The organism is Bacillus sp. 5B6 (assembly GCF_000259405.1).
GTDB lineage: Bacteria > Bacillota > Bacilli > Bacillales > Bacillaceae > Bacillus > Bacillus velezensis.
The window spans coordinates 3,385,603-3,408,199 of sequence record NZ_AJST01000001.1 but is presented as its reverse complement, the minus strand read 5'-3'; the positions used below and the strand labels follow the sequence as shown (position 1 = coordinate 3,408,199).

Annotated in this window: 22 protein-coding genes; 16 read left to right on the top strand and 6 right to left on the bottom strand. The window is 47.5% G+C overall.

The features are described 5' to 3' along the window. The first annotated feature begins 18 nt into the window (after positions 1-18). Together MY7_RS16355 and MY7_RS16350 are read left to right on the top strand one after the other, a co-directional pair. Entirely contained in the window at positions 19-1,701 is a 1,683-nt protein-coding gene (locus MY7_RS16355) for a M20 family metallopeptidase (RefSeq protein ID WP_007614491.1), read from the top strand. Positions 1,702-1,725: 24 nt separating this feature from the next. Beyond that, on the top strand, positions 1,726-3,144 hold the full coding sequence (locus MY7_RS16350) for an amino acid permease (RefSeq protein ID WP_029325740.1): 1,419 nt from the start codon (positions 1,726-1,728) through the stop codon (positions 3,142-3,144). Between the two features lie 32 nt (positions 3,145-3,176). Here the strand turns inward: MY7_RS16350 and MY7_RS16345 are convergent, their stop codons facing one another. Further along, the gene (locus tag MY7_RS16345) at positions 3,177-4,379 is read right to left on the bottom strand and encodes a multidrug effflux MFS transporter (protein ID WP_007614489.1); all 1,203 of its coding nucleotides are present in this window, start codon (positions 4,377-4,379) and stop codon (positions 3,177-3,179) included. A gap of 222 nt (positions 4,380-4,601) precedes the next feature. On the opposite strand from MY7_RS16345, the gene MY7_RS16340 reads away from it, so the two are divergent. The 7 genes from MY7_RS16340 to MY7_RS16310 all read left to right on the top strand — a co-directional run bounded on the left by MY7_RS16340 (position 4,602) and on the right by MY7_RS16310 (position 11,899). Next, positions 4,602-5,840 carry an MFS transporter gene (locus MY7_RS16340; protein ID WP_007614488.1) on the top strand — a complete coding sequence of 413 codons (1,239 nt, stop codon included), beginning with the start codon at positions 4,602-4,604 and terminating at the stop codon, positions 5,838-5,840. Between the two features lie 160 nt (positions 5,841-6,000). After that, complete coding sequence (locus MY7_RS16335; RefSeq protein WP_029325739.1) at positions 6,001-6,615, top strand: bacilysin biosynthesis protein BacA; 615 nt, start codon at positions 6,001-6,003, stop codon at positions 6,613-6,615. After that, positions 6,605-7,315 carry a cupin domain-containing protein gene (locus MY7_RS16330; protein ID WP_029325738.1) on the top strand — a complete coding sequence of 237 codons (711 nt, stop codon included), beginning with the start codon at positions 6,605-6,607 and terminating at the stop codon, positions 7,313-7,315. The genes MY7_RS16335 and MY7_RS16330 overlap by 11 nt, the downstream gene beginning before the upstream one ends. After that, positions 7,312-8,073 carry a dihydroanticapsin 7-dehydrogenase gene (bacC, locus tag MY7_RS16325; RefSeq protein WP_007614483.1) on the top strand — a complete coding sequence of 254 codons (762 nt, stop codon included), beginning with the start codon at positions 7,312-7,314 and terminating at the stop codon, positions 8,071-8,073. The genes MY7_RS16330 and bacC overlap by 4 nt, the downstream gene beginning before the upstream one ends. A gap of 17 nt (positions 8,074-8,090) precedes the next feature. Continuing rightward, on the top strand, positions 8,091-9,509 hold the full coding sequence (locus tag MY7_RS16320) for an ATP-grasp domain-containing protein (protein ID WP_007614482.1): 1,419 nt from the start codon (positions 8,091-8,093) through the stop codon (positions 9,507-9,509). After that, entirely contained in the window at positions 9,506-10,687 is a 1,182-nt protein-coding gene (locus MY7_RS16315) for an MFS transporter (protein ID WP_007407671.1), read from the top strand. The genes MY7_RS16320 and MY7_RS16315 overlap by 4 nt, the downstream gene beginning before the upstream one ends. A gap of 12 nt (positions 10,688-10,699) precedes the next feature. Further along, positions 10,700-11,899: a pyridoxal phosphate-dependent aminotransferase gene (locus MY7_RS16310; RefSeq protein ID WP_007614481.1), complete on the top strand. Its 1,200-nt coding sequence runs from the start codon at positions 10,700-10,702 to the stop codon at positions 11,897-11,899. Positions 11,900-11,915: 16 nt separating this feature from the next. Here the strand turns inward: MY7_RS16310 and MY7_RS16305 are convergent, their stop codons facing one another. Together MY7_RS16305 and hemQ are read right to left on the bottom strand one after the other, a co-directional pair. Further along, complete coding sequence (locus tag MY7_RS16305) at positions 11,916-12,695, bottom strand: SDR family oxidoreductase (RefSeq protein WP_007614477.1); 780 nt, start codon at positions 12,693-12,695, stop codon at positions 11,916-11,918. A 119-nt stretch (positions 12,696-12,814) separates the two neighbouring features. Then, the gene (gene hemQ / locus MY7_RS16300; RefSeq protein WP_003151011.1) at positions 12,815-13,579 is read right to left on the bottom strand and encodes a hydrogen peroxide-dependent heme synthase; all 765 of its coding nucleotides are present in this window, start codon (positions 13,577-13,579) and stop codon (positions 12,815-12,817) included. Positions 13,580-13,836: 257 nt separating this feature from the next. Here hemQ and pta point away from each other — a divergent pair, with 257 nt between their 5' ends. Further along, on the top strand, positions 13,837-14,808 hold the full coding sequence (gene pta / locus MY7_RS16295) for a phosphate acetyltransferase (RefSeq protein WP_003151012.1): 972 nt from the start codon (positions 13,837-13,839) through the stop codon (positions 14,806-14,808). A 37-nt stretch (positions 14,809-14,845) separates the two neighbouring features. Here the strand turns inward: pta and MY7_RS16290 are convergent, their stop codons facing one another. Beyond that, positions 14,846-15,823, bottom strand: coding sequence for a YeiH family protein (locus tag MY7_RS16290; RefSeq protein WP_007614475.1), 978 nt, complete (start codon positions 15,821-15,823; stop codon positions 14,846-14,848). Between the two features lie 115 nt (positions 15,824-15,938). On the opposite strand from MY7_RS16290, the gene MY7_RS16285 reads away from it, so the two are divergent. From MY7_RS16285 to MY7_RS16260, 6 genes are all read left to right on the top strand, one after another. Beyond that, positions 15,939-16,838, top strand: coding sequence for a LysR family transcriptional regulator (locus tag MY7_RS16285; RefSeq protein WP_007614474.1), 900 nt, complete (start codon positions 15,939-15,941; stop codon positions 16,836-16,838). 46 nt (positions 16,839-16,884) lie between these two features. Then, the gene (locus MY7_RS16280; protein ID WP_007614473.1) at positions 16,885-17,748 is read left to right on the top strand and encodes a lipoate--protein ligase family protein; all 864 of its coding nucleotides are present in this window, start codon (positions 16,885-16,887) and stop codon (positions 17,746-17,748) included. 153 nt (positions 17,749-17,901) lie between these two features. Further along, entirely contained in the window at positions 17,902-18,081 is a 180-nt protein-coding gene (locus MY7_RS16275; protein WP_003151018.1) for a hypothetical protein, read from the top strand. Between the two features lie 48 nt (positions 18,082-18,129). Continuing rightward, on the top strand, positions 18,130-19,053 hold the full coding sequence (locus MY7_RS16270) for a DUF6895 family protein (RefSeq protein ID WP_007614472.1): 924 nt from the start codon (positions 18,130-18,132) through the stop codon (positions 19,051-19,053). Then, entirely contained in the window at positions 19,022-19,819 is a 798-nt protein-coding gene (locus MY7_RS16265) for a hypothetical protein (RefSeq protein ID WP_007614471.1), read from the top strand. The genes MY7_RS16270 and MY7_RS16265 overlap by 32 nt, the downstream gene beginning before the upstream one ends. Further along, positions 19,810-20,646 carry a hypothetical protein gene (locus tag MY7_RS16260; RefSeq protein WP_007614470.1) on the top strand — a complete coding sequence of 279 codons (837 nt, stop codon included), beginning with the start codon at positions 19,810-19,812 and terminating at the stop codon, positions 20,644-20,646. Before MY7_RS16265 ends, MY7_RS16260 begins: the two co-directional genes overlap by 10 nt. Here the strand turns inward: MY7_RS16260 and MY7_RS16255 are convergent. Together MY7_RS16255 and MY7_RS16250 are read right to left on the bottom strand one after the other, a co-directional pair. Continuing rightward, positions 20,636-21,589: an ABC transporter permease gene (locus tag MY7_RS16255; protein ID WP_007614467.1), complete on the bottom strand. Its 954-nt coding sequence runs from the start codon at positions 21,587-21,589 to the stop codon at positions 20,636-20,638. The genes MY7_RS16260 and MY7_RS16255 overlap by 11 nt on opposite strands. Beyond that, positions 21,586-22,506, bottom strand: coding sequence for an ATP-binding cassette domain-containing protein (locus MY7_RS16250; RefSeq protein WP_007614465.1), 921 nt, complete (start codon positions 22,504-22,506; stop codon positions 21,586-21,588). Before MY7_RS16250 ends, MY7_RS16255 begins: the two co-directional genes overlap by 4 nt. Positions 22,507-22,597: the final 91 nt, after the last annotated feature.

Here is a 22,597-nt window from a genome sequence, read left to right as displayed (position 1 = left end):
GGGTAAGGAGGATGGAACATGTATCAGCAGCTCAGCAAAATGCTTCCGGAGGAGAAAATAGAAGCCATTACGAAATCACTGGTGGCGTTAAACAGCATCAACGGCACATTGGAAGAAGGAAAAAAAGCCGACTATATCAAAGATATGATTAAGAGCTTTCCCTACTTTCAGGAGAATCCGTTACATGTGTGGGAGCAGGCGATTCCTGAGGACCCTTACGGCCGCAAAAATATTTTCGCATTTATTGAGGGAAACGGCGAAAGCCTGAATACGGTCATTTATCACGCTCATCTTGATACGGTCGGCATCGAGGATTTCGGCCCTTTAAAAGATATCGCTTTTGATTCCGACCGTCTCGCGGAATATTTCTCAAACTATGAATTTGATCGGGATGTGCAGCGGGACGCCCGCTCAGGCGAGTGGATGTTCGGAAGGGGTTCGGTTGATATGCAGAGCGGTATTGCCGTTCATCTCGCCAATCTGCTTCACTTTTCTGAACGGCGCGATCAGCTGCCGGGCCATATTCTGTTCATGGCAAACCCGGATGAAGAAAGCCAGCATTCCGGCATTTTAACCAGCATTTCTGAATTAAAACGGCTGAAACAAGAAAAGCAGCTTCGTTATTTAGCAGCGATTAATAACGATTTTATCACGCCGCTGTATGAGGGTGACACGACAAGGTACATCTACACGGGCGCGGCAGGGAAGCTTTTGCCTTGCTTTGCGATTTACGGGCGGGAGGTGCATGTCGGTGATACGCTGTCCGGCATCGACCCGAATTTGATCGCATCAGAAATCACCAGAAGAATTCACAACAATATTCATATGGCGGAAAACATTGAAGGGGAGCTTGTGCTTCCGCCGACCTGCCTGTACCAGCGTGACAATAAGGAAGCGTATAACGTGCAGACCGCCGTCAGCAGCTATGTCTATTTTAATTATTTTATTTACGAGAAAACCGCCAAAGAAGTCATGGATCAGCTGACTGCCGTGGCTGACGAAGCCTGCAGAGAGACAGAGCAAAAATTATCTGATTATTATGACGAATACTGCGAGAGAACGAGCCTGCCGAAAAAAGAGATGTCATGGAACGTTCAAGTGTACAGTCTGGAAGATTACCTGAAAAGGCTGAGAAACCGCGGGATAGACCCTGCACAGTGTATCGAGCAGACATTTAAAACATATGAACATCTTGAACTGCGGATGAGATGCTTTAAAGCCGTCGAGGAACTGCAAAAACTCGATCCTGAGCAGGGAGCCAAGGTCATTATTTTCTATGCGCCGCCTTACCTTCCGCACAATTATCTGAAAGAAGAGAGCACACGGGACCGGCTTTTGCAGCATGTCATTCAAGAAGCGGTCGATAAAACAGCGGCATCAACCGGAGAAACATTCGTCTTTAAAAAGTTTTTCCCTTATTTAGCGGACGGAAGCTTTTTATCGCTGCATGAAACAGACGAGGAGGTCTCCGCCTTTACCGATAATTTTCCGGGCTGGGATGTCATCGGGACGATTCCTTTTAAAGAAATCAGGGAATTGAATATTCCGTCGGTCAATATAGGGGTATACGGAAAGGACGGCCATAAATGGACGGAACGCGTGTACAAGCCGTACACATTCCATGTGCTGCCGGAACTCATTCAGCAGACGACAATGCACCTTTTGCACAGCTACCGATTAGACATACGCACAAATGGCTGACATAACGGAATAAGGGGGATGTATATGCAGGGAGATACCAATCAAACTGAATTGCAGCGCACGATGAAGGGCCGGCATTTGTTTATGATCGCCCTCGGCGGCGTGATCGGGACGGGGCTTTTTCTGGGCTCCGGTTTTACGATCAGTGAAGCAGGACCGATCGGCGCGATATTGGCTTATGTGATCGGCGGAGTTTTAATGTATCTGGTGATGCTTTGTTTGGGGGAGCTCGCGGTCGCCATGCCGGTCGCAGGATCATTTCAGGCGTATGCCGCAAAGTTTCTCGGGCCGTCGACGGGGTTTACGATCGGATGGATGTACGCATTCAGCTGGGCCAATACAGTGGGGCTTGAACTGACGTCGGCGGGGATTTTAATGCAGCGGTGGTTTCCGGCCGTTCCGATTTGGGTGTGGTGCCTTGTATTCGGCGTCGTCATTTTTTCCATTAACGCGCTGTCTGCGCGGAGTTTTGCGGAAATGGAATTTTGGTTTTCCAGCATTAAGGTCATGGCCATTGTATTGTTTATTATTCTCGGCTGCGCTGCGGTATTCGGCTTTGTCGGTTTTAACGGCGGGCAGACGGCTCCGTATCTGTCAAACTTTACGACGGACAAAGGGCTTTTCCCGAACGGTGCCCAGGCCGTGCTGTTTACCCTTGTCATGGTGAATTTTTCATTCCAGGGCACCGAGCTGGTCGGAATCGCCTCGGGAGAAAGTGAAAATCCGGAAAAGACGCTTCCCCGCTCAATCCGAAACGTCATATGGCGGACGCTGTTTTTCTTCGTGCTGGCGATGTTTGTTCTCGTGTCCATTTTGCCGTACCAAACCGCAGGCGTCATCGAAAGCCCGTTTGTGGCTGTGCTGGATAAAATCGGCGTTCCCTATGCGGCTGATATCATGAACTTTGTCATTCTGACCGCAATGCTGTCGGTGGCGAATTCCGGGCTGTACGCTTCGTCCAGAATGATGTGGTCCCTATCAAAAACTAAGATGGGTCCCGCTTCCTTAACGAAACTGACGAAAAAAGGCGTGCCTCTGAAAGCTCTTTCCATCACCATCGCCATCTCCGGTTTATCCCTGCTGACAAGTGTATTCGCGGCTGAAACGGTGTATGTGTGGCTCATTTCCATCTCCGGTATGATTACCGTCGTCGCGTGGATGTCAATCTGCGCTTCACAATTCGTTTTCCGGAGGCGCTTTCTCGCTGAAGGAGGAAATCTGAAAGACCTGGCATTTAAAACGCCTCTTTATCCGATCGTGCCGATTCTCGGATTTTCGGTTTACGGTCTTATCTTGATCAGTCTCATCTTTATCCCCGACCAGCGTATCGGTCTGTACTGCGGCGTCCCGCTGATGATCATCTGTTACGCGTATTATCACTTCGGTATCAAAAAACGCCTGAAGCGTGAGCCGGCTTCTTCGGAAAAAGGCGCTGCCGGATAAGAAAAAAAGCCCTCCGCAAAAAGCGGCGGGCTTTACTTTGTTTTCCGTTTGGACGACAGCACATAGGATAGAACGGCACAGAACTCAAAACCGAAAATGCTGACGGCCATCGGCCAGGCATTTTCTTCTCCGGCAATACCGACAAGGGGAGCGGCAGCCGCACCGCCGATAAAGGGCAGGAGTCCGAGAAGAGCCGCAGCGCTTCCCGCGCCTTTCTCCTGTTTCTGCATAGCCAGAGAAAACCCCGTCGTCGTGACGATCCCGACAGAAGAAACAATGATGAATAAAGAAATGCAGACCGCCGTCAGGCCTAAACCAAACGCAAGTGATAAAAGCAAAGCGATGCTTCCGATGACGGCAATCATCAGCCCGGAGACAAACAGCTTCCGTTCATCATGTGTTTTGGCCATCCGTCCGGTGATTTGGGTGGCGCATATGATTCCCGCACCGTTTACGGCGAACAGCAGGCTGAACATTTGCGCTGATACGCCGTAGATGTTTTGCAGTACAAACGGCGACCCGGCAATATATGCGAACATGCCGGTCATCACAAATGCCTGGCTGAGCGCAAATCCCATAAACATCCGGTCGCCAAGCAGGCCGCGGAACGTCATCAGCGTCTCCCGGAGTCCGCCGCTTGTCCGCTTTTCCGGCGGGAGTGATTCAGGCAACGCCGTAAGCACGGCGGCAGAAATGATACAGCCGATCACCGCCAGCACGACAAATACGATTTTCCAGCCGGCAAACTGAAGGATAAATCCCCCTGTAATCGGCGCTAAAATCGGCGCCGCCCCATTGACGAGCATCAGTAATGAGAAAAAAGCCGTTAATTCTTTTCCGGAATACATATCGCGCGCGGAAGCCCGTGCGATGACGATTCCGGCCGCCCCGGTGAATCCTTGAATAAACCTCATAACAATTAAAAACGAAACAGAAGGGCTGAAGGCGCATAATAAAGAAGACAGCGTATAAAGCAGCAATGACAGAATCAGCGGCTTCCGGCGCCCGATCATATCACTGAGCGGCCCGACAACGATCTGCCCGACCGCCAGCCCCAAAAGACAAAACGTCAGGCTCAGCTGCGCAAGTGACGCTGTCGTATGAAGATCGGCCGCCACTTCAGGCAAAGCGGGCAGATACATATCGAGCGAAAGCGGCCCGAATGAAGCGAGCGTCCCGAGAATCAGTACCATGCCGAGGCCTGCGCGGGCGGCCTTTGAATCAGCGTTATTCATTCCATGACCCCCACCTTAACAAATGATTCTATCACTATAGCATAACCGGACGGCGTATTTTATATCATTTATTGAATACAAACTAAATATTTTATTTAAAACCCGAATGTAAATAAAAAATTGTAATTAGTTTTCACGTGAAATGTAAAATGAAATATAAGGATGCTAAACTATAAAACAACAAAAGGTAGAAAAGTTTTACGGAAGAGGTGTTCAAAGAGCATGAACAGCAAACAAACCGATCACATCGAAACGAAACGCCGATTTCCGATCTGTCTCGCGCTTGCTTTGACATTAGGCGTATTTGCCGCCGGTTCTGAAGAGCTGGTGATTTCTCCGCTGCTTCCGGATTTAGCGCGGGCTTTCAGCTCGGATGTCAGTGTGCTGGCGCTTTCCATCAGTATTTACGGAGTGATGATTTTTATCGGGGCGCCGCTTCTCGTTCCGCTGGGAGATAAATATTCCCGGGAGCTCAGCCTGATGACGGGGCTGCTTATATTTACGGCCGGCACGGTGATCTGCGCGCTGGCGCACAATCTCTTTTTCTTCTTTCTGGGCAGGGCGCTTTCCGGGCTTGCGGCGGGTGCGTTTGTGCCGACAGCTTATGCGGTGGTCGGCGACCGTGTGCCTTACGCGTACCGCGGCAAGGTGATGGGTCTGATCGTGTCAAGCTGGTCGCTCGCTTTGATTTTCGGCGTTCCGATCGGCTCTTTTATCGGCGGCGTTTTGAATTGGCGGTGGACGTTTTGGATTTTCGCCCTGATGTCTGTCCTCGTTGCTTCGCTCATTTTCATTGAGGCGCGCCGCAGCACGGCGGATAGGGATAAAACAGGAGAGGAAAACGGACGGCAGGCAGGCACTTTCCGGGATGCGCTGAAGGTGCCACGTGTCCCTGTATACCTCACGATCACTTTTTGCAACATGATCGGTTTTTACGGCATGTATTCCTTTCTCGGCACCTATCTTTACCGCGTGCTGCCGGGGGGAAATACTGCTTCAGGGCTGATGATCATGGTGTACGGAATCGGTTTTTCCATGAGCGTGTTCACCGGAAAAATCGCAGATAAGGCGGGGAAAATGCGCTCTTTGATCGCGGCATTGGCCGTGATCAGCATATGGCTTTCTTGTCTCGCTTATGCGCCGTCATCAATGCCGTTTTTGGTCATCGGGTTATTCGTCTGGGGATTGATGCAAAGCCTGACGGTGACCTTGCTCAGCACCATTTTAAGTGATTGCTCACAGAGCCGCCGGGGCAAAATCATGGCATTTTACAGCCTGGCGTCCAATTTGGCCGTCACCTTGGGTTCTGCTGTCATGGGTCCGGTCTATGTCGGATACGGATATGCAGCTGTCGGATTTATTTGTGCGGCCGTCACCCTCATCGGCTTTGTCCTCAGCGTTTTCGCATACAGAAGGTATGGGAAATATGAGCATCAGGCCGACCAATCATTGTATCGGTAAAATAAAGTTTCTATAATTTTATAAATGTTAATTTTAACACCCTATGTCATAGGGTGTTTTCTAATATATAGGAATAATTATCAATATTTTCAAATAATATTGACAGCTTGAACATCTATGGATAATATTTACTTAAAATTTAACAGATTGGTTGGTGCTCATGATTATATTGGATAATAGCATTCAAACAAAAAGCAAGGCTTATTCAATATCTAAACTGATTACGATCAACACGCTCGGTCCTGAAGGGACAAGCAGTGAGTACGCAGCAAAAAACTTCATCACCAATTTTACCCTTCTCCAAGGGGTGAACAGCAAATTATCACTGCATGATACATTTGAATCGTGCATTGAAAAAACGCTTCAAAGTCCGCTGGAATACACAATTGTGCCTCACGCGTATGACGGCATTAAGCACTTCTACATGAGACCGGATCTGCAGCTTCTGCAAATTTTCAGGTGCGACACTCCGATGTACGGCCTGGCTGTCCGGCCCGGTTTTAAATATACGGATGACATGCTTGAACAGGCTGTCATCGTATCCCACCCGTCTCCTATCAATTTGATTAAGTATTTTACCCGTAAAGATGTCACGTTTGATCTGGTGAACTCGACGAGCGCAGCCGCGAAAAGAGTGAAGGACGGTTTGTCCGACATCGCGCTGACAAATGAGCTGGCCAGACAAAAGTACGGCCTTCACTTTGTCAAAACATTTAAAAGCATTCCCATGAGCTGGTCATTATTCGGAAAAGGAGAGATTCATGATGAAAACTGAACAAGATTTGCAGGAACTTTATTTCCCGACGCCTAAATTAATAGAATGGGATAACGGAGTAAGACAATATTCGTCCGTCAGAGGAGATACGGAAGTTCTGCTTTCTTACGTTCCGCCGCATACAAAAGTGGAACCGCATCAGCATAAGGAAGTCCAAATCGGCCTTGTCGTTTCCGGCGAGCTGTCCATGACTGTCGGAGATGTCACAAGAAAGATGACAGCGCTGGAATCAGCCTATATCGCGCCTCCTAACGTGCCTCACGGCGCAAGAAATGAGACGGATCAAGAAGTGATCGCCATTGATATCAAACGCCTGAAAGCCGGTGAAACCTACACAAGCCCCGAGGACTATTTTTTGAATATTTTTAAAACGAGAGACTTATTGCCTGGGATGGAAGTCACGTTCTTCGTGGAAGACTGGGTGGAAATCATGCTTGCCAACATTCCGGGCAACGGGGGAGAAATGCCGTTCCATAAACACCGCAATGAACAGATCGGCATCTGCATAGGCGGCGGCTATGATATGACCATTGAAGGCTGCAAAGTGGATATGACATTCGGCACAGCTTATTTCTGCGATCCGAGAGAAGATCACGGCGCCATCAACAGATTTGAAAAAGATTCAAAATCAGTCAATATCTTTTTCCCTCCGCGCTATAACAGAGCAAAAGCGAAAAAATTAGAGGCGAAAGAGTCATGAACCTGACGGATAAAACCGTCCTCATCACAGGGGGCGCATCAGGCATCGGTTATGCCGCGGTTCAGGCGTTTCTGAATCAGCAGGCGAATGTGGTCGTCGCGGATATTGATGAGGCGCAGGGAGAAGCGATGATCCGGAAAGAAAACAATGACAGGCTGCATTTTGTCCGGACGGATATTACAGATGAACCGGCATGTCAAAACGCCATCCGGTCAGCGGCGGACAAGTTCGGCGGATTGGACGTGTTAATCAATAACGCCGGCATCGAAATTGTCGCCCCGATTCATGAGATGGAGCTGAGCGATTGGGATAAGGTGCTCAACGTCAATCTGACGGGCATGTTTCTTATGAGCAAGCACGCGCTCAAGTATATGCTCAAAAGCGGCAAGGGCAATATCATTAACACGTGCTCCGTCGGAGGAGTCGTTGCATGGCCCGACATTCCCGCATATAACGCCTCTAAAGGCGGCGTATTGCAGCTGACGCGTTCGATGGCCGTCGATTACGCCAAACACAACATCCGTGTCAATTGCGTGTGCCCGGGAATCATTGACACACCTTTGAATGAAAAGTCGTTCCTTGAAAACAACGAAGGCACGCTTGAAGAAATCAAAAAAGAAAAAGCGAAAGTCAATCCGCTGCTGAGACTCGGCAAGCCTGAAGAAATAGCGAACGTCATGCTGTTTCTCGCTTCGGATTTATCAAGCTATATGACCGGAAGCGCGATCACCGCAGACGGTGGATACACCGCACAATAGAGAAGGAGTGTTTACATATGGAGAGAAAAACAGTATTGGTTATCGCTGACCTTGGGGGATGCCCGCCGCATATGTTTTACAAAAGCGCAGCCGAAAAATACAACCTCGTCAGCTTTATTCCGAGACCTTTTGCAATTACAGCCTCTCATGCGGCATTAATTGAAAAATACTCGATTGCGGTCATTAAAGATAAAGACTATTTTAAGAGTCTGGCTGATTTTGAGCATCCCGATTCGATTTACTGGGCTCATGAAGATCATGATAAACCTGAGGAAGAAGTAGTCGAAGAAATCGTCAAGGTGGCCGGCATGTTCGGGGTTGACGCCATTACGACCAACAATGAACTGTTTATCGCTCCGATGGCAAAAGCGTGTGAACGTCTCGGCCTGCGGGGAGCGGGCGTACAGGCCGCTGAAAATGCCAGAGATAAAAACAAAATGAGAGCCGCCTTCAATCGGGCCGGCGTCAAGTCTATCAAAAACAAACGGGTGACGACGCTGGAAGATTTCCGCGCCGCGCTTCAGGAAATCGGAACGCCGCTCATTCTGAAACCTACATATCTGGCGAGCTCCATCGGCGTGACGCTTATCAAAGAGAGGGAAACGGCAGAAGCCGAATTTAACAGAGTCAATGAATACCTGAAGTCGATTAACGTACCGAAAGCGGTCACGTTTGAAGCGCCGTTTATCGCGGAAGAATTTTTGCAGGGCGAGTATGACGACTGGTACGAAACAAGCGGTTATTCCGACTATATCAGCATAGAAGGCATCATGGCCGACGGGGAATACTTCCCTGTCGCGATTCATGATAAAACACCGCAAATCGGATTCACGGAGACATCGCATATTACGCCGTCCATCCTGGATGATGACGCGAAGCGGAAAATCGTCGAAGCAGCCAAAAAGGCGAATGAAGGACTAGGCCTCGAAAACTGCGCAACACATACAGAGATTAAATTAATGAAAAACCGGGAGGCCGGACTGATTGAATCAGCGGCACGATTTGCGGGCTGGAACATGATTCCGAATATTAAAAAGGTCTTCGGCGTCGATATGGCGCAGCTGTTATTGGATGTTCTCTGTTTCGGAAAAGAAGCCGATCTGCCGAAAGGATTATTGGAGCAGGAGCCATGCTATGTCGCCGATTGCCACTTGTATCCTCAGCATTTCAAAGAGAACGGCCAGCTGCCTGAGACGGCTGTCGATTTCGTCATTGAAAGCATTGACATTCCCGATGGCGTCTTAAAGGGAGACACCGAACTCGTTTCTTTCTCAGCGGCCGAAGGGGGTACATCCGTCGATCTGCGGCTGTTCGAAGCGTTCAACAGCATTGCGGCGTTTGAGCTGAAAGGAAGCAATTCGGGTGACGTGGCCGAATCAATCAAACAAATTCAGCAGCAGGCAAAGCTGACTGCAAAGTATGCGTTACCGGTATGAAACAGCTGAAACCGAACTCTAAGTATTTGCTTTTCGGGCAGGCGCTTTCGTTTATGGGAGACTATTGCGTTCTCCCGGCTCTGCTCATTTTGTCTACATACTATCACGACTACTGGGTGACGTCCGGCGTCATCGCGGTCCGCAGTATTCCGATGGTGTTTCAGCCGTTTTTAGGCGTGCTCGTGGACCGGCTTGACAGGGTGAAAATCATGCTGTGGACGGATGTGATCAGAGGTGTCATCTTTTTGGGGCTGACATTTCTCCCGAAAGGCGAATATCCGCTGCTTTTTCTGGCGCTGCTGTTTGTTTCTTACGGAAGCGGCGTGTTTTTTAACCCGGCACGTCTCGCGGTCATGTCGTCTTTAGAAGCGGATATTAAAAATATCAACACTTTGTTTGCAAAAGCCACGACGATTTCGATTATTGTCGGCGCTGCAGCCGGCGGACTTTTTCTGTTAGGCGGTTCTGTGGAGCTTGCCGTCGCGTTTAACGGGGTGACCTATCTTGTCTCCGCGTTTTTCATCAGCCGCATTAAGCTTCAATACGTGCCGATTCAGTCAGAAAACGTGAGAGAAGCTTTTCAGTCGTTTAAAGAAGGCCTGAAGGAAATCAAAACAAATGCTTTTGTGTTAAACGCCATGTTCACGATGATTACGATGGCGCTTTTGTGGGGTGTTGTCTACAGCTATTTCCCGATTGTCAGCCGCTTTTTAGGCGACGGGGAAATCGGCAATTTCATCCTGACGTTCTGTATCGGCTTCGGCGGCTTTATCGGCGCCGCTCTTGTCAGCAAATGGGGCTTTAACAACAATAAAGGGCTGATGTATTTTACAGTGTTATCGATCGTCTCGCTTGCGCTGTTTTTGTTTACCCCGATTTTCGCCGTGTCAGTCATTGCCGCCATTCTTTTCTTTATCGCAATGGAATACGGTGAAGTGCTGGCAAAGGTCAAAGTTCAGGAGAACGCGGCGAACCAGATTCAGGGCCGGATCTTTTCGGTGGCGGAGGCGTCCATCGGATTGTGCATCGCCGTCGGTTCCATGCTGATCAACATTGTAGACGCGGCAGTCATCATGGCGTTTATCGTCCTTTTGGTCAGCGGGCTGTTTCTGCATACAAAACTGGTCAATAAATCCTTTTCAGAACGGAATAACGAATCAGAGCAAATTCATTTATAAGGAGCCTTTCAGATGGAAATCATACCGTCCGACGTCATCAAGACACTTCCGAAACAGGAATTTTCGCTCGTTTTTCAAAAGGTAAAAGAGATGGAGAAAACGGGAGCCCAGATTATTAACCTCGGGCAGGGGAATCCCGATCTCCCCACACCGCCGCATATCGTTGAAACATTGCGGGAGGCTGCGCTGAATCCTTCGTATCACGGATACGGCCCGTTCAGAGGCTATCCGTTTCTGAAAGAAGCCATCGCGGAATTTTATGAGAGAGAGTACGGGGTATCGGTCAATCCGGAGACAGAAGTCGCGCTGTTCGGCGGAGGGAAAGCTGGTTTGTACGTTTTGACGCAATGCCTGCTGAATCCCGGCGATATCGCTTTAGTCCCGAACCCCGGCTACCCTGAGTATTTATCGGGCATTACAATGGCCAGAGCGGAGCTGCATGAGATGCCGCTTCATCCGAAAAACGGCTATTTGCCGGATTTTGAGCGGATTGATCCCGCCGTCCTGAAAAAAGCCAAGCTGATGTTTTTGAATTACCCGAATAACCCGACGGGCGCGACTGCGGATCAGGCGTTTTATGAAAAAGCGGCAGCGTTTGCAAAAAAACATGACATCCACCTTATTCACGATTTTGCATACGGCGCGTTCGAATTTGATCAGAACCCGGCCAGCTTTCTTCAGGCGAAAGAAGCGAAAACGGTCGGCGCGGAGCTTTATTCATTTTCGAAAACCTTCAATATGGCAGGCTGGAGAATGGCATTTGCCGTGGGGAATGAAAAAATCATTCAGGCGGTCAATGAGTTTCAGGATCACGTCTTCGTCGGCATGTTCGGCGGTCTTCAGCAGGCGGCAGCGGCGGCGCTGTCAGGAAATCCTGAGCATACCGAGCGTCTGAAGCGCACATATAAAGAACGGATTGACTTTTTCACGGCGTTATGTGAAAAGGAATTAGGCTGGAGCATTGAAAAACCGAAAGGGACTTTTTATGTCTGGGCTGAAATTCCGAATGAATTCGAGTCTTCACACCAGTTTTCGGACTATCTGCTGGAGCATGCCCATGTTGTCGTGACGCCCGGCGAGATTTTCGGTAGCGGCGGAAAGCGTTATGTCAGAATATCAATGGTGGCCAAGCAGGGAGATTTGAGGGAATTCGTGGTGCGGATTCAAAAGCTCGGTTTGTCCTTTCCTTCATTACAAGAAACATCCCGCTGAGAGCGGGATGTTTTTATTATATGCTTTTCATGCTGCCGCCGTCGGCTGACACTTGCTGTCCGGTAATATAGGAAGCTTCTTCAGAGGCAAGAAAGGCAGCCAGCGCCGCGGTTTCTTCCGGAGTTCCGACACGCTTCATCGGGACGTCTGAGGCAATCCGTTCTTCTGCTTCCGCTTTAGAAATGCCGTTTTGCTTCATGACATTCTTCACGAATTGGTGATAACGGTCTGTGGCGATAAATCCGGGATTCAGACAGTTGACAGTAATGTGAAAAGACGCAAGCTGAATGGCGATGTTTTTGCTGGCATTAATTAAAGCGGCGTTCATCATGCTGTTGGTAAACATATTGGCGCCGGGTTCTTTCCATAGGTTTCCGACGATATTAATGATTCTGCCGAATTCGTGCTGTTTCATGATTGCTGCGGCCGTTTTCATAGAGTCGATATAGGCGATCGTTTTATTCGTAAAGGTATTTGTCATATCCTCTATATCACAGTTTTCAAAGGTATCCGGCGAGCCGCCCGGAATGTTGTTGATCAATACATCAAGCCGTCCGCATTGTGATCTGATATCTTCAAAAATGCCGGCTCTTGTCTTCTGGTCCGACATATCCCCGGCCAGAACGGTGACGCCCGCATCCGGATGTTTGGCGAGGATCTCTTCTTTTACCGATTCGATATTTTCGGGAACTCGTGAATTAATGACGGTATGAAAGCCATTGTCCGCCAGTTTCAGAGCGATCGCTTTGCCGATCCCCTGACTGGCTCCCATAATAAACGCGGTTCGTTTTGACAACTGTCTGCACCCCTTTACCAAAATGGAATCTCCTTTACATCGTAAAAAAAAATGATAAAAATAGCAAATTTTATTTAAATTCTGACAAAGAAAAAACCCGCCGGACAGGCGGGTGGTTGTTACACGTGCAAAAACTTCGGAAGCGTGTCGAGGGACAAGCGGTTTCCGACAAAAAATGAACCGAATTCGCCGTAGCGCGCGCTGACTTCATCAAAGCGCATTTCGTAAACAAGTTTTTTGAACTGAAGCACATCATCGCTGAAGAGCGTGACGCCCCATTCGTAATCGTCAAAACCGACAGATCCCGTGATAATCTGTTTGACTTTGCCGGCATAGCTCCGTCCGATCAAGCCGTGGCTTCTCATCAGGTTTCTGCGTTCATCCATAGAAAGCATGTACCAGTTGTCATTGCCGCTTCTTCTTTTATCCATCGGATAGAAGCAGACGTATTTCGCTTCAGGCAGCTCAGGATACAGGCGGGCGCGGACATGCGGATTTTCATACGGATCGCCTTCTCCGCTTGCGAGGTAGTTGCTCAGCTCAACCACGGACACGTAAGAGTAAGCCGGGATTGTAAATTCAGCAAGCTTTGATTTGTTAAATTCAAGCTCGATTTCGTTCAGCTCTTCCATTGTCGGGCGAAGAATCATCAGCATGAAATCAGCTTTCTGTCCGACGATGCTGTAGATGGTTTGCGAGCCTTTGCCTTCTTTTTGGGCGACGCCCCATTTTTCAAGCAGTCCCGTAAATTCGTGAATAATCGACAGGCGCTCATCGCTGGATAACATCTTCCATGACGTCCAGTCCATTGTGCGGAAATCGTGAAGCGCGTACCAGCCGTCAAGCGTTTGGGCGGCTTCGTTCGTTTTTTGCTGCTCACTCATGTATCTTCACTCCTATATCTTTTCATTGATGCCTTCACTATATCACAGTTTAACCGTTTCGGCTGTGGAGAAACCTTGAATAATCCGAAGCCTTGTGTCAGAAAATAAGCCGTGAAACAAACCGTCAATTAAATTAGTTAGAAAAATAAGATTTCTTTTTGAAAGCGCTATAATAGAAGTTGGTTATTTGAATTTAGCTGGAAGAAGAGTATGCTGTAAAAGTAAGCGTTTTTTGTCAACATAGAGGAGGGTATATCGTGGCAGATTTATTTACAAAAGTACAAGAAAAAGTCGCAGGAAAAGATGTGAAAATCGTATTTCCTGAAGGGTTGGACGAACGTATCCTGGTTGCGGTCAACAACTTGGCGGGCAACAAGGTATTAAAGCCGATCGTAGTCGGCAATAAAGAAGACATTCAAGCAAAAGCGAAAGAATTAAATCTTACGCTTGACGGCGTGGACATTTTTGACCCGCATACATATGAAGGCATGGAAGAACTCGTTCAGGCTTTCGTAGAACGCCGCAAAGGCAAAGCGACGGAAGAACAGGCCCGCAAAGCTTTGCTGGACGAAAACTATTTCGGCACGATGCTTGTGTACAAAGGTCTCGCAGACGGACTTGTCAGCGGAGCTGCACATTCTACAGCCGATACGGTGCGCCCTGCACTTCAAATCATTAAAACAAAAGAAGGCGTGAAAAAAACATCAGGCGTCTTCATCATGGCCCGCGGTGACGAGCAGTATGTGTTCGCTGATTGCGCGATCAACATTGCTCCTGACAGCCAGGACCTTGCCGAAATCGCCATTGAAAGCGCCAATACGGCTCAAATGTTTGACATTGACCCGCGCGTTGCCATGCTCAGCTTCTCTACAAAAGGATCGGCGAAATCAGACGAGACGGACAAAGTGGCTGAAGCGGTGAAAATTGCGAAGGAAAAAGCGCCTGAGCTTACGCTTGACGGCGAATTCCAATTCGACGCTGCATTTGTGCCGTCTGTCGCGGAGAAAAAAGCGCCGGACTCCGACATTAAAGGAGACGCGAATGTATTTGTATTCCCAAGCCTTGAAGCAGGAAACATCGGCTACAAAATCGCTCAGCGCTTAGGCGGCTTTGAAGCGGTCGGACCGATTCTGCAAGGATTAAATATGCCTGTAAATGATCTTTCCAGAGGATGTAATGCGGAAGACGTCTACAATCTTGCGTTAATTACGGCTGCTCAAGCGCTGTAATCCGCAAATGCCGGCCTTTACGAGGGCCGGCATTTTTTTATAGAAAGAACGTCACTGCGGCCCAGCCGAACAGGGACAAACAGAGAGAACCGATCAAGCCTGCTGCGAGCGCCCGCCAGCCATTATGTCGAAACGCCGATATATGGACTTTCAAACCGAGACCCGCCATCGCCATGCCGATTAAAACATAAGACACTTGAACAAGAAACGCGGAAAACGAGGCTGAAATAACGCCTGATGTATGGATGGCGCTCATTCCGAGAAATCCGAAGATAAACCAAGGGATGGGGAGCGAAGCGGCAGAAGCCGTCTCTGACTTTCCGCTGCGGCGCGCCCGCATTCCGAGCATGAATGCGGCCGGGACGAGCAGCGCGACCCGGGTCAGTTTGACGATCACCGCCATCTCGACGGCTGCTTTTCCTCCGGCGCTGCCGGCCGCCGCCGCATGCGCCACCTCGTGAAGCGTTGCCCCGCAAAAGGCTCCGTAAGCCGCAGGAGAAAAGCCTAATCCATGATAAGCAAGAGAATATACAACAGTAAAAATGGTTCCTAATAACGAAACGGCGGCCGCGCTGATGGCGGCTGCATTTTCATTTGATCTGATCTGCGGCGCGATCGCGGCAATGGCAGCTGCCCCGCAGATCGCTGTGCCGCAGGCTGTCAGCGTGCTGAGTGTCTGATCTATACGGAACAGCCGGGATAGTCCGTATACAACGGCACCCGCAAACATCATACAGCAGACGGCAATTGCAAATACGTGCCAGCCCGCATGATAGATATCCGCCAGATTCAGTCTCATGCCAAGCAGGATGATGCCTGCTTTCAGCAAGTATTTGCTTGAGAACGCGATCCCCGGCTCTAATGCCGCCCGCTGTCCGAATACGGCGCGCCAGAGCATGCCGATCAGCATTGCAAGGACAAGCATTCCGAGCACATGCAAAAACGGCAGGCGGCTGACATAGAAAGCCGCAAACGCAATTCCTGCGGTAACTGAAATACCCTTTATCATCTTCATCTCAGTCACTTCCCATTATCTTGATAACTCCACTTTACTGCGGTCTTAATCATTAGTAAAATATATTTATATGATCTAAACGATTAGGAAAAATAATGATTAGGGGCGATGCTTTTTGTATTATGGGGAACTGAAAACATTCATTGCCGTCGTGGAAGAAAAAAACTTTACAAAGGCGGCGCAGAAGCTGATGATTTCTCAGCCGAGCGTCAGCCTTCACATTAAAAACCTGGAGAAAGAATTTCAAACCGCTTTGCTGAACCGCTCTCCGAAGCACTTTACGACTACGCCGACGGGGGACATTCTCTATCAGCGCGCCAAGCAGATGGTCTTTTTGTACGAACAGGCGAAATCCGAAATTTACGCCCATCATCATTATGTCAAAGGGAAGCTCAAAATCGCCGCGAGCTTTACCATCGGCGAATATATTCTGCCGCCGCTTCTCGCAAAGCTTCATAACGAGTATCCCGAGCTGAACCTGGACGTCATGATCGGAAACACGGAGGAGGTCAGCGAAGCGGTTCGGATGCTTCAAGCCGATATCGGATTAATTGAAGGGCATACGGGGAAAAACGAGCTCGACATTCAGCCGTTTATGGAGGATGAATTGTGCATTGCCGCACCGAACGGACACCCGCTCGCCGGCAGAAAAAACATCCCGGCTGCCGAATTGCAAAATCAAGCGTGGGTGACGAGGGAGAAGGGTTCGGGAACGAGGGAATACTTAGACCACGTTCTTCAATCAAACGGACTGCGGCCGAAATCCATGATGACGATCAGCAGCAACCAGGGCGTCAAAGAAGCCGTGATCAGCGGAATGGGTCTTTCCGTTCTGTCAAAAAGCGTGGTGCAAAAGGATCTGCTTCACGGCAGCATTTCCGTGCTTGAGATAAAAGGATTCTCCTTAAAACGGAAACTGTCTATCATCCAATCTTCCATTATGGAGAACACAAAAAACAAAGAAATCTTCATCGCACTTTTGAAAAGCCAATTTCAATCATCTCAAGCGGAGTGATATAATAAATGCATAGAAAGCCTATGACGAAAGGGATTTAATATAGATGGGAAAGCAACCGATTGATTTACTGATGCAGCCGAGCTGGAGAATCATTGACCAATCCAGCCTCGGCCCTTATTTTGATGCGAAGCAGTCATTCGCAATGGATGATACGCTGTGCGCCTCCGTAGGCAAAGGGGAATCGCCTGCGACGGCACGCTCTTGGGTGCACCACCGGACGATCGTGCTCGGCATTCAGGACACGCGCCTGCCGTTTTTAGAGGACGGCGTGAAATTGCTGGAGGACGAAGGCTACCGTGTTATTGTCCGCAATTCCGGAGGCCTCGCCGTCGTACTGGACGAAGGCGTATTGAATATCTCGCTTATTTTTGAAGACGAGAAAAAAGGCATCGATATCGACAGAGGCTACGAGGCGATGACAGAGCTGGTGCGGCGGATGCTGCGTCCGCACAATGCTGAAATTGAAGCATATGAAATTAAAGGATCGTACTGTCCGGGCAGCTATGATCTCAGTATCGGCGGCCGAAAATTCGCGGGAATTTCACAAAGACGCCTGCGGGGCGGAACCGCGGTTCAGATTTACCTCTGCGCCGATAAAAGCGGAAGCGAACGCGCCGATCTGATCAGACGTTTCTATCAAGCCGCTTTAAAAGACAAAAGCAACGATACAAAAGGCGTATATCCCGATATCCGGCCCGAAACGATGGCTTCATTAAGCGAATTGCTGCAAACGGACATTACCGTGCAGGACTTAATGCTGGCGCTTTTGACCGAACTGAAGGAACTCAGCGGCCGCCTGTATGCAGCCGGATTATCGCCGGAAGAGGAAATCGTATTTGAAAAAAATCTGACCCGAATGCTGGAACGGAATGAGAAGGTGTTCGGCACGCAGGAAAGCCTGGACTAAGTCCGGGCTTTTTTTGTTTTTTGGTAATTATATACTATTTAGTTATAGTGAAAAAGAAGTGTTATACCAAAACTAGTTTACATTATATACCTTATTTGATTAATATATTTATGTAGGTTCCAAATAATTCTATAAACTGAAGGAGATGGAGATATGAACTTTAAAAAAATAAAAGAAGAAAAAAGAATCACGATCCCGACACATTTGTTAGCCGGAGATGCGGAACAATCAGGCAATTCTTTCGCTTGGAGCGGCTGGGTGCTTGTAGTGCCGAGCCAAGAAGACAATCAAAACCCGAATTTGAATTTCTCTGATTTAGCCGCTCAAAAGTAAGATAATCACTGTTTGGAACCTACGCATCTGAGACGAGGCGGTGAGAGTGTGACACAAGAGTATATAAGAGAAATTAAGCGGGGAGCACTGTCATGGATTGTTAAAAATATCCATTATTTTGATATGAATCATAAAGTAGCGAATGATTTCAGGTGGCGCCTTAAAACATTTATAGAACTCATTTTTCTTACCAATTACCTGATCAGAAATCAGGCAGATGATAAGGAAGTTGCTGTTTTAACGGAGTTTATTACAGAAAGGCTCCATAATGATCAGCTTGAAGAATTTATTCATTTTGATCCGGACGGTCTCGCCGGATTGGCTATTGCGGGTGAATTTCTTACCTTGACTGATCATCCGTCACGGGCTTCGGTGATATGGGAGCTGGAAAAATTCACGGCAGCACGTTTTGATTGCAGCCTTGCTAAAATTCCCTTTCGGAAAATGGATCTGAAGTACAGTCTGCAAAGAGCAGGCGTAACCTCGGAAATAACGGATTTTTCTGACTTATATCACTACACAGCAGCTGGTCAGGATGTCCCAAATACATATATGACGGATCATGATGCGTACAGTATCACTCATACGATTTTTTATATAACAGACATGGGATGTTCTTCGCTTACGGATAAAGAGTATCATCTGCCGTCCTTAAAAGAAAAGGTCCTGAAATTTCTCGGGATCTATATCTGTCTTGAGAATTTAGATATTACCAGTGAATTATTGATGTGCAGCTCTTTTTTACATATCGACATGGATAAGGACAACCATAAACCGCTCTATGAAGCAGCCTGGAATAAAATCTATCAGGGCCGAATGAAAGAGGGGAATGTCCCGAGCATCACCTATCAACATAAACCCGGTTTAAAAGGTGAACAGCGAAGAGAAGATGTGTTTAAACATTGCTATCATACAACACTTGTCGCCGCGGGTGCCGCGCATGCCTGTCTTAGAGCAGAAAGGAACGATTAACTTGAATAGATTAGCTGAAGAGACAGATCAATTTTTATTATCTTTTGCTGAACAATCGCTTCCGGATCAAAAGAGCATTCAGCTGTTTGCCGGCTTCTGCAAGTACTACAGGAAGACGAGCCATTCTTCCGCTGTAAAAGAACATACTGAAAGGATTGCCTCCGCTTTCGTTGATAAGTCATGCTGGGAAGATCTGTTTCACTGTAACACGGCCATTGTCAATGAGTTGATTCATATCTATTTAACGGCAAAAGCTTATAAAAAGAAGCAGGGAATGGATTCGGATGATCAGGTCATACGTCACGGATTGCAAAACGGCTATCTTATAAAAAAAGAATGGCCTTATTTTAAATACGCCGAATTCGCCGGTTTGCTGAGCGAGCTGGGAATGTCAACTGACCATGAAAAAGTGCGCTTTTACAACAATTCGATATTTCAGCCTTTGCTCCATGACGCATGGAAAAGAACAGCTGAAAACGAGCTGGAGTTTGTCGAGTACTGTCTTCTTCATTTAGATCAGGGAGAGCATCTGCTTCATCCCGGCTTGAAGGCTTCCATTCAAAAATGGCTTGTATTTTGTCTCGGCAGCCGAAAAATGAAACAGCTGTGCAATATGTTATTTATCCAATCGTGTATCGATCCATTTTTTTATGGCTGTCAAGCGGCTCTTCATCATATAAATAGCGAGAATCCATCCATTCATTGTGCTCCGGCTCTTCTGCCGGCGATTGAGATTCTGAATCTGGAGTGTGGAACATGCAGATAGTCAAGGAACATTTTAATATAAAAAAAACAGAAGAATGGCTGCTGGGTTTTTGGAAGAACATTCAGCTGCAGCCGGAAGAAATAGAAGCAGATGATCTCATGCACCTGTTTTGCGGTTTAGCGGCATGTCATCACTTTGAAAAAAGAAAGGATACAGAAGAAGTCATTCTATTCTTAGACCGTTATTTTGGAGAAAAAACGCACGAATGCCATCCGGTCCTGTTCGCGTATGCGTATCATGTGTACCGCAGGATAGATGCCGCAAAAAGCATCTTTTTTCATAACGGACTTGAACAAATGGTCCGCGGTTTACAAGAGGAACTGAAATCAGAGCCTTCCTCTATGATCCTCATGGTATTAGGGGCTTATTTTGGGGCGGTGACTCCGGAAGAACTGATCGTGTTCTTAGAAACCGGGATGAAACGTGAGGCCGATTTGCTCATGGCACCGGGCGGCATTCAGGAAGAACAGGCGGATGCCCTTTATGCCGTCACTTATTTGCAAATGAAAGAATTGCAGCCTTTTCTCACGGAATGGTACAAAACATCAGACTTTGCTTTTTCAGGTTTAATGTTAGCCGAGTGCAGAAAGTATCACATTGACGCCGTTGCAAAATACACAGCCATTATGAAATTTCTCCAATTCGATGAGGCGCTTTTTATACGGGAAGGGCGGGAATTTCTACGCTTTCAGCAGCGAAGCAGCGGGAGCTTCGGTTATTTGAATCCATTAGCGATGGACCAAGGGGCGGTCAGCGGCAAATTGCTGGAACTTCAATATTTCCTGCCGTCCGCTCATTATGCCGCCGCCTCTCTGTCTATGCTGTAATGTCTCTCTTTTGAAAGACGGAAAAAGAAATCAATAAACAAATAAGAAAGTAGATCGCTATAATCGTCATGGAATAGGGGATGTTTAACGTTGAAATCGCATCACCCGCGCTTTTATTTACATAAGCAACGAGATTTAAATGCGGAAAGAGCGTAAATTTATACCATGTAAATTGGGCAAGCAAATCAGTTCCGCCCAATATACTGCCGGCAAACAGCAGTAAAATGGATAAGCAAAGGGAGAGCGCCTGGCTTTTGCACAATACTGACAAAGTGAACGCAATGGTGACAATGCTTATAATTGATATGAAACGCAAAAGCAGAATGATTCCGGATGCTTTGATTGAACTGATGGTATACAGACTGTCATTTAAATGAGTATAGACGAGCGGATATGAAGCATTGGAAAAACCGAATAACACGCCGCCGATCAGCAAACAGCTCACACAGTAAAATAAGTAAACCATGCCGGTAAACAGAAGAGATGCCAGAAATTTCGATGTTAAAATCCGCCATCTTCGGTTCGGGCTTGTAGCGATAAACTTAATCGTCCCAAGGGCAAAATCTTTAGAAACAACCCCGCTGACGGTTAAAATTGCGGTTAAGCTTACGAAAATCTCAAGCCCGTTTGAAGTAACCGTGCCGAAAAACCTCCAGCCGTTCCATTCATAGGGGTTGATGTTATGCTCCAAATAATAGTCTTTATTCTTAACATCAGCAGAATAATAAACGCCTGTCGTTTCTGCCGGTTTATCAATTTCTTCCTGTTTTTTTTCGGCGAGAAGCCGTTCTTTCCAATTGTTATCCGAGGAAGCATCTAACTCATGATTCATAATAAGGCCGGCCAGCAAAACGATGAGAAACAGGAAGAAAAGAGATAAAAGTGTGCCTTTTTTTCGGGTTATTTTTATGAATTCGTTCTGCGCCAGATGAAATATGCTCATACCGCGTCCTCCTGATCTGTAATCATCATGTATTTCTCTTCCAATGACAAAGTCCTTGCAGAAACGCGGGAAATCAGAATCTCTTTCTCTGCCAAAGATTTAATGACATACGGGATGGTATCTTCTTCCGCTTCCAATTCAATGATGCGGCTGTCTTTTTGCTGTACTTGAAGAATACCGTCCTGCTCTAATATTTCTTTCGCCCTTGCCGGATGATCGACCGTGACGGTAAACAGCTTTTTCTGACCAAGGTCATGTCTGTTCTTCATGTCTTCAATTCCTAAAATCCGTCCCTTTTTAATATAGGCAACCCTATCGCAAATTTCCTCCATTTCCGACAATAAATGGCTTGATAATAAAATAGAAACCCCTTGCTTCGCTAAATCGGAAAGAATGGTGCGCAATTCTTTCATTCCTTTAGGATCGAGGCCGTTCATCGGTTCATCCAGAATTAATAATCCGGGATTGTGAAGAAGAGAATAAGCGAGCCCTAAGCGCTGTTTCATGCCTAATGAGAAATGTTTCACTTTTTTGCGGGCAGCCTGCTCCAATCCGACTTTTGCAAGGGTATTCATAAGCTCATCCGTTCGCAGCGAGCTGCTGCGCAGTTTAGTAAAATATTTTAGGTTTTGCAAAGCGGTCATATTCGGATACATATCCGGGCCTTCAATAATAACCCCGATATGTCTCATAAAATATTCAAAGTCGCTGTCCGGTCTGCCTCTGAATGAAATGGCTCCTTCTGTTTTTTTTATAAGCTGTACGATCATTCTGAAAATAGTGGTTTTTCCTGAGCCGTTCGGCCCTAAAAGGCCGAATATCTCACCTTTTCTCACATCGAAAGAAATTGACTGTACAATAGGGGTATGATTGATTGTTTTAGAGACCTCTTTTAGTATCAGGGCTGGTTCAGTCATGATATTTGCACACCTTCCTTATGATTTAGGGTAAAAGCCGTCAAAACCGAAGAACATGCTTCCGATCAGGCCGGCAACGATTAAAATGAGA

Coding starts and splice junctions, on each gene's coding strand:
- MY7_RS16320 (WP_007614482.1), top strand. CDS start 8,091: ATGGAGAGAAAAACAGTATTGGTTATCGCTGACCTTGGGGGATGCCCG.
- MY7_RS16290 (WP_007614475.1), bottom strand. CDS start 15,823: ATGAAGATGATAAAGGGTATTTCAGTTACCGCAGGAATTGCGTTTGCG.
- MY7_RS16340 (WP_007614488.1), top strand. CDS start 4,602: ATGAACAGCAAACAAACCGATCACATCGAAACGAAACGCCGATTTCCG.
- MY7_RS16310 (WP_007614481.1), top strand. CDS start 10,700: ATGGAAATCATACCGTCCGACGTCATCAAGACACTTCCGAAACAGGAA.
- MY7_RS16355 (WP_007614491.1), top strand. CDS start 19: ATGTATCAGCAGCTCAGCAAAATGCTTCCGGAGGAGAAAATAGAAGCC.
- MY7_RS16255 (WP_007614467.1), bottom strand. CDS start 21,589: ATGAGCATATTTCATCTGGCGCAGAACGAATTCATAAAAATAACCCGA.
- hemQ (WP_003151011.1), bottom strand. CDS start 13,579: ATGAGTGAGCAGCAAAAAACGAACGAAGCCGCCCAAACGCTTGACGGC.
- MY7_RS16280 (WP_007614473.1), top strand. CDS start 16,885: ATGGGAAAGCAACCGATTGATTTACTGATGCAGCCGAGCTGGAGAATC.
- MY7_RS16250 (WP_007614465.1), bottom strand. CDS start 22,506: ATGACTGAACCAGCCCTGATACTAAAAGAGGTCTCTAAAACAATCAAT.
- MY7_RS16330 (WP_029325738.1), top strand. CDS start 6,605: ATGAAAACTGAACAAGATTTGCAGGAACTTTATTTCCCGACGCCTAAA.
- bacC (WP_007614483.1), top strand. CDS start 7,312: ATGAACCTGACGGATAAAACCGTCCTCATCACAGGGGGCGCATCAGGC.
- MY7_RS16260 (WP_007614470.1), top strand. CDS start 19,810: ATGCAGATAGTCAAGGAACATTTTAATATAAAAAAAACAGAAGAATGG.
- MY7_RS16350 (WP_029325740.1), top strand. CDS start 1,726: ATGCAGGGAGATACCAATCAAACTGAATTGCAGCGCACGATGAAGGGC.
- MY7_RS16335 (WP_029325739.1), top strand. CDS start 6,001: ATGATTATATTGGATAATAGCATTCAAACAAAAAGCAAGGCTTATTCA.
- MY7_RS16315 (WP_007407671.1), top strand. CDS start 9,506: ATGAAACAGCTGAAACCGAACTCTAAGTATTTGCTTTTCGGGCAGGCG.
- MY7_RS16265 (WP_007614471.1), top strand. CDS start 19,022: ATGCCTGTCTTAGAGCAGAAAGGAACGATTAACTTGAATAGATTAGCT.
- MY7_RS16345 (WP_007614489.1), bottom strand. CDS start 4,379: ATGAATAACGCTGATTCAAAGGCCGCCCGCGCAGGCCTCGGCATGGTA.
- MY7_RS16275 (WP_003151018.1), top strand. CDS start 17,902: ATGAACTTTAAAAAAATAAAAGAAGAAAAAAGAATCACGATCCCGACA.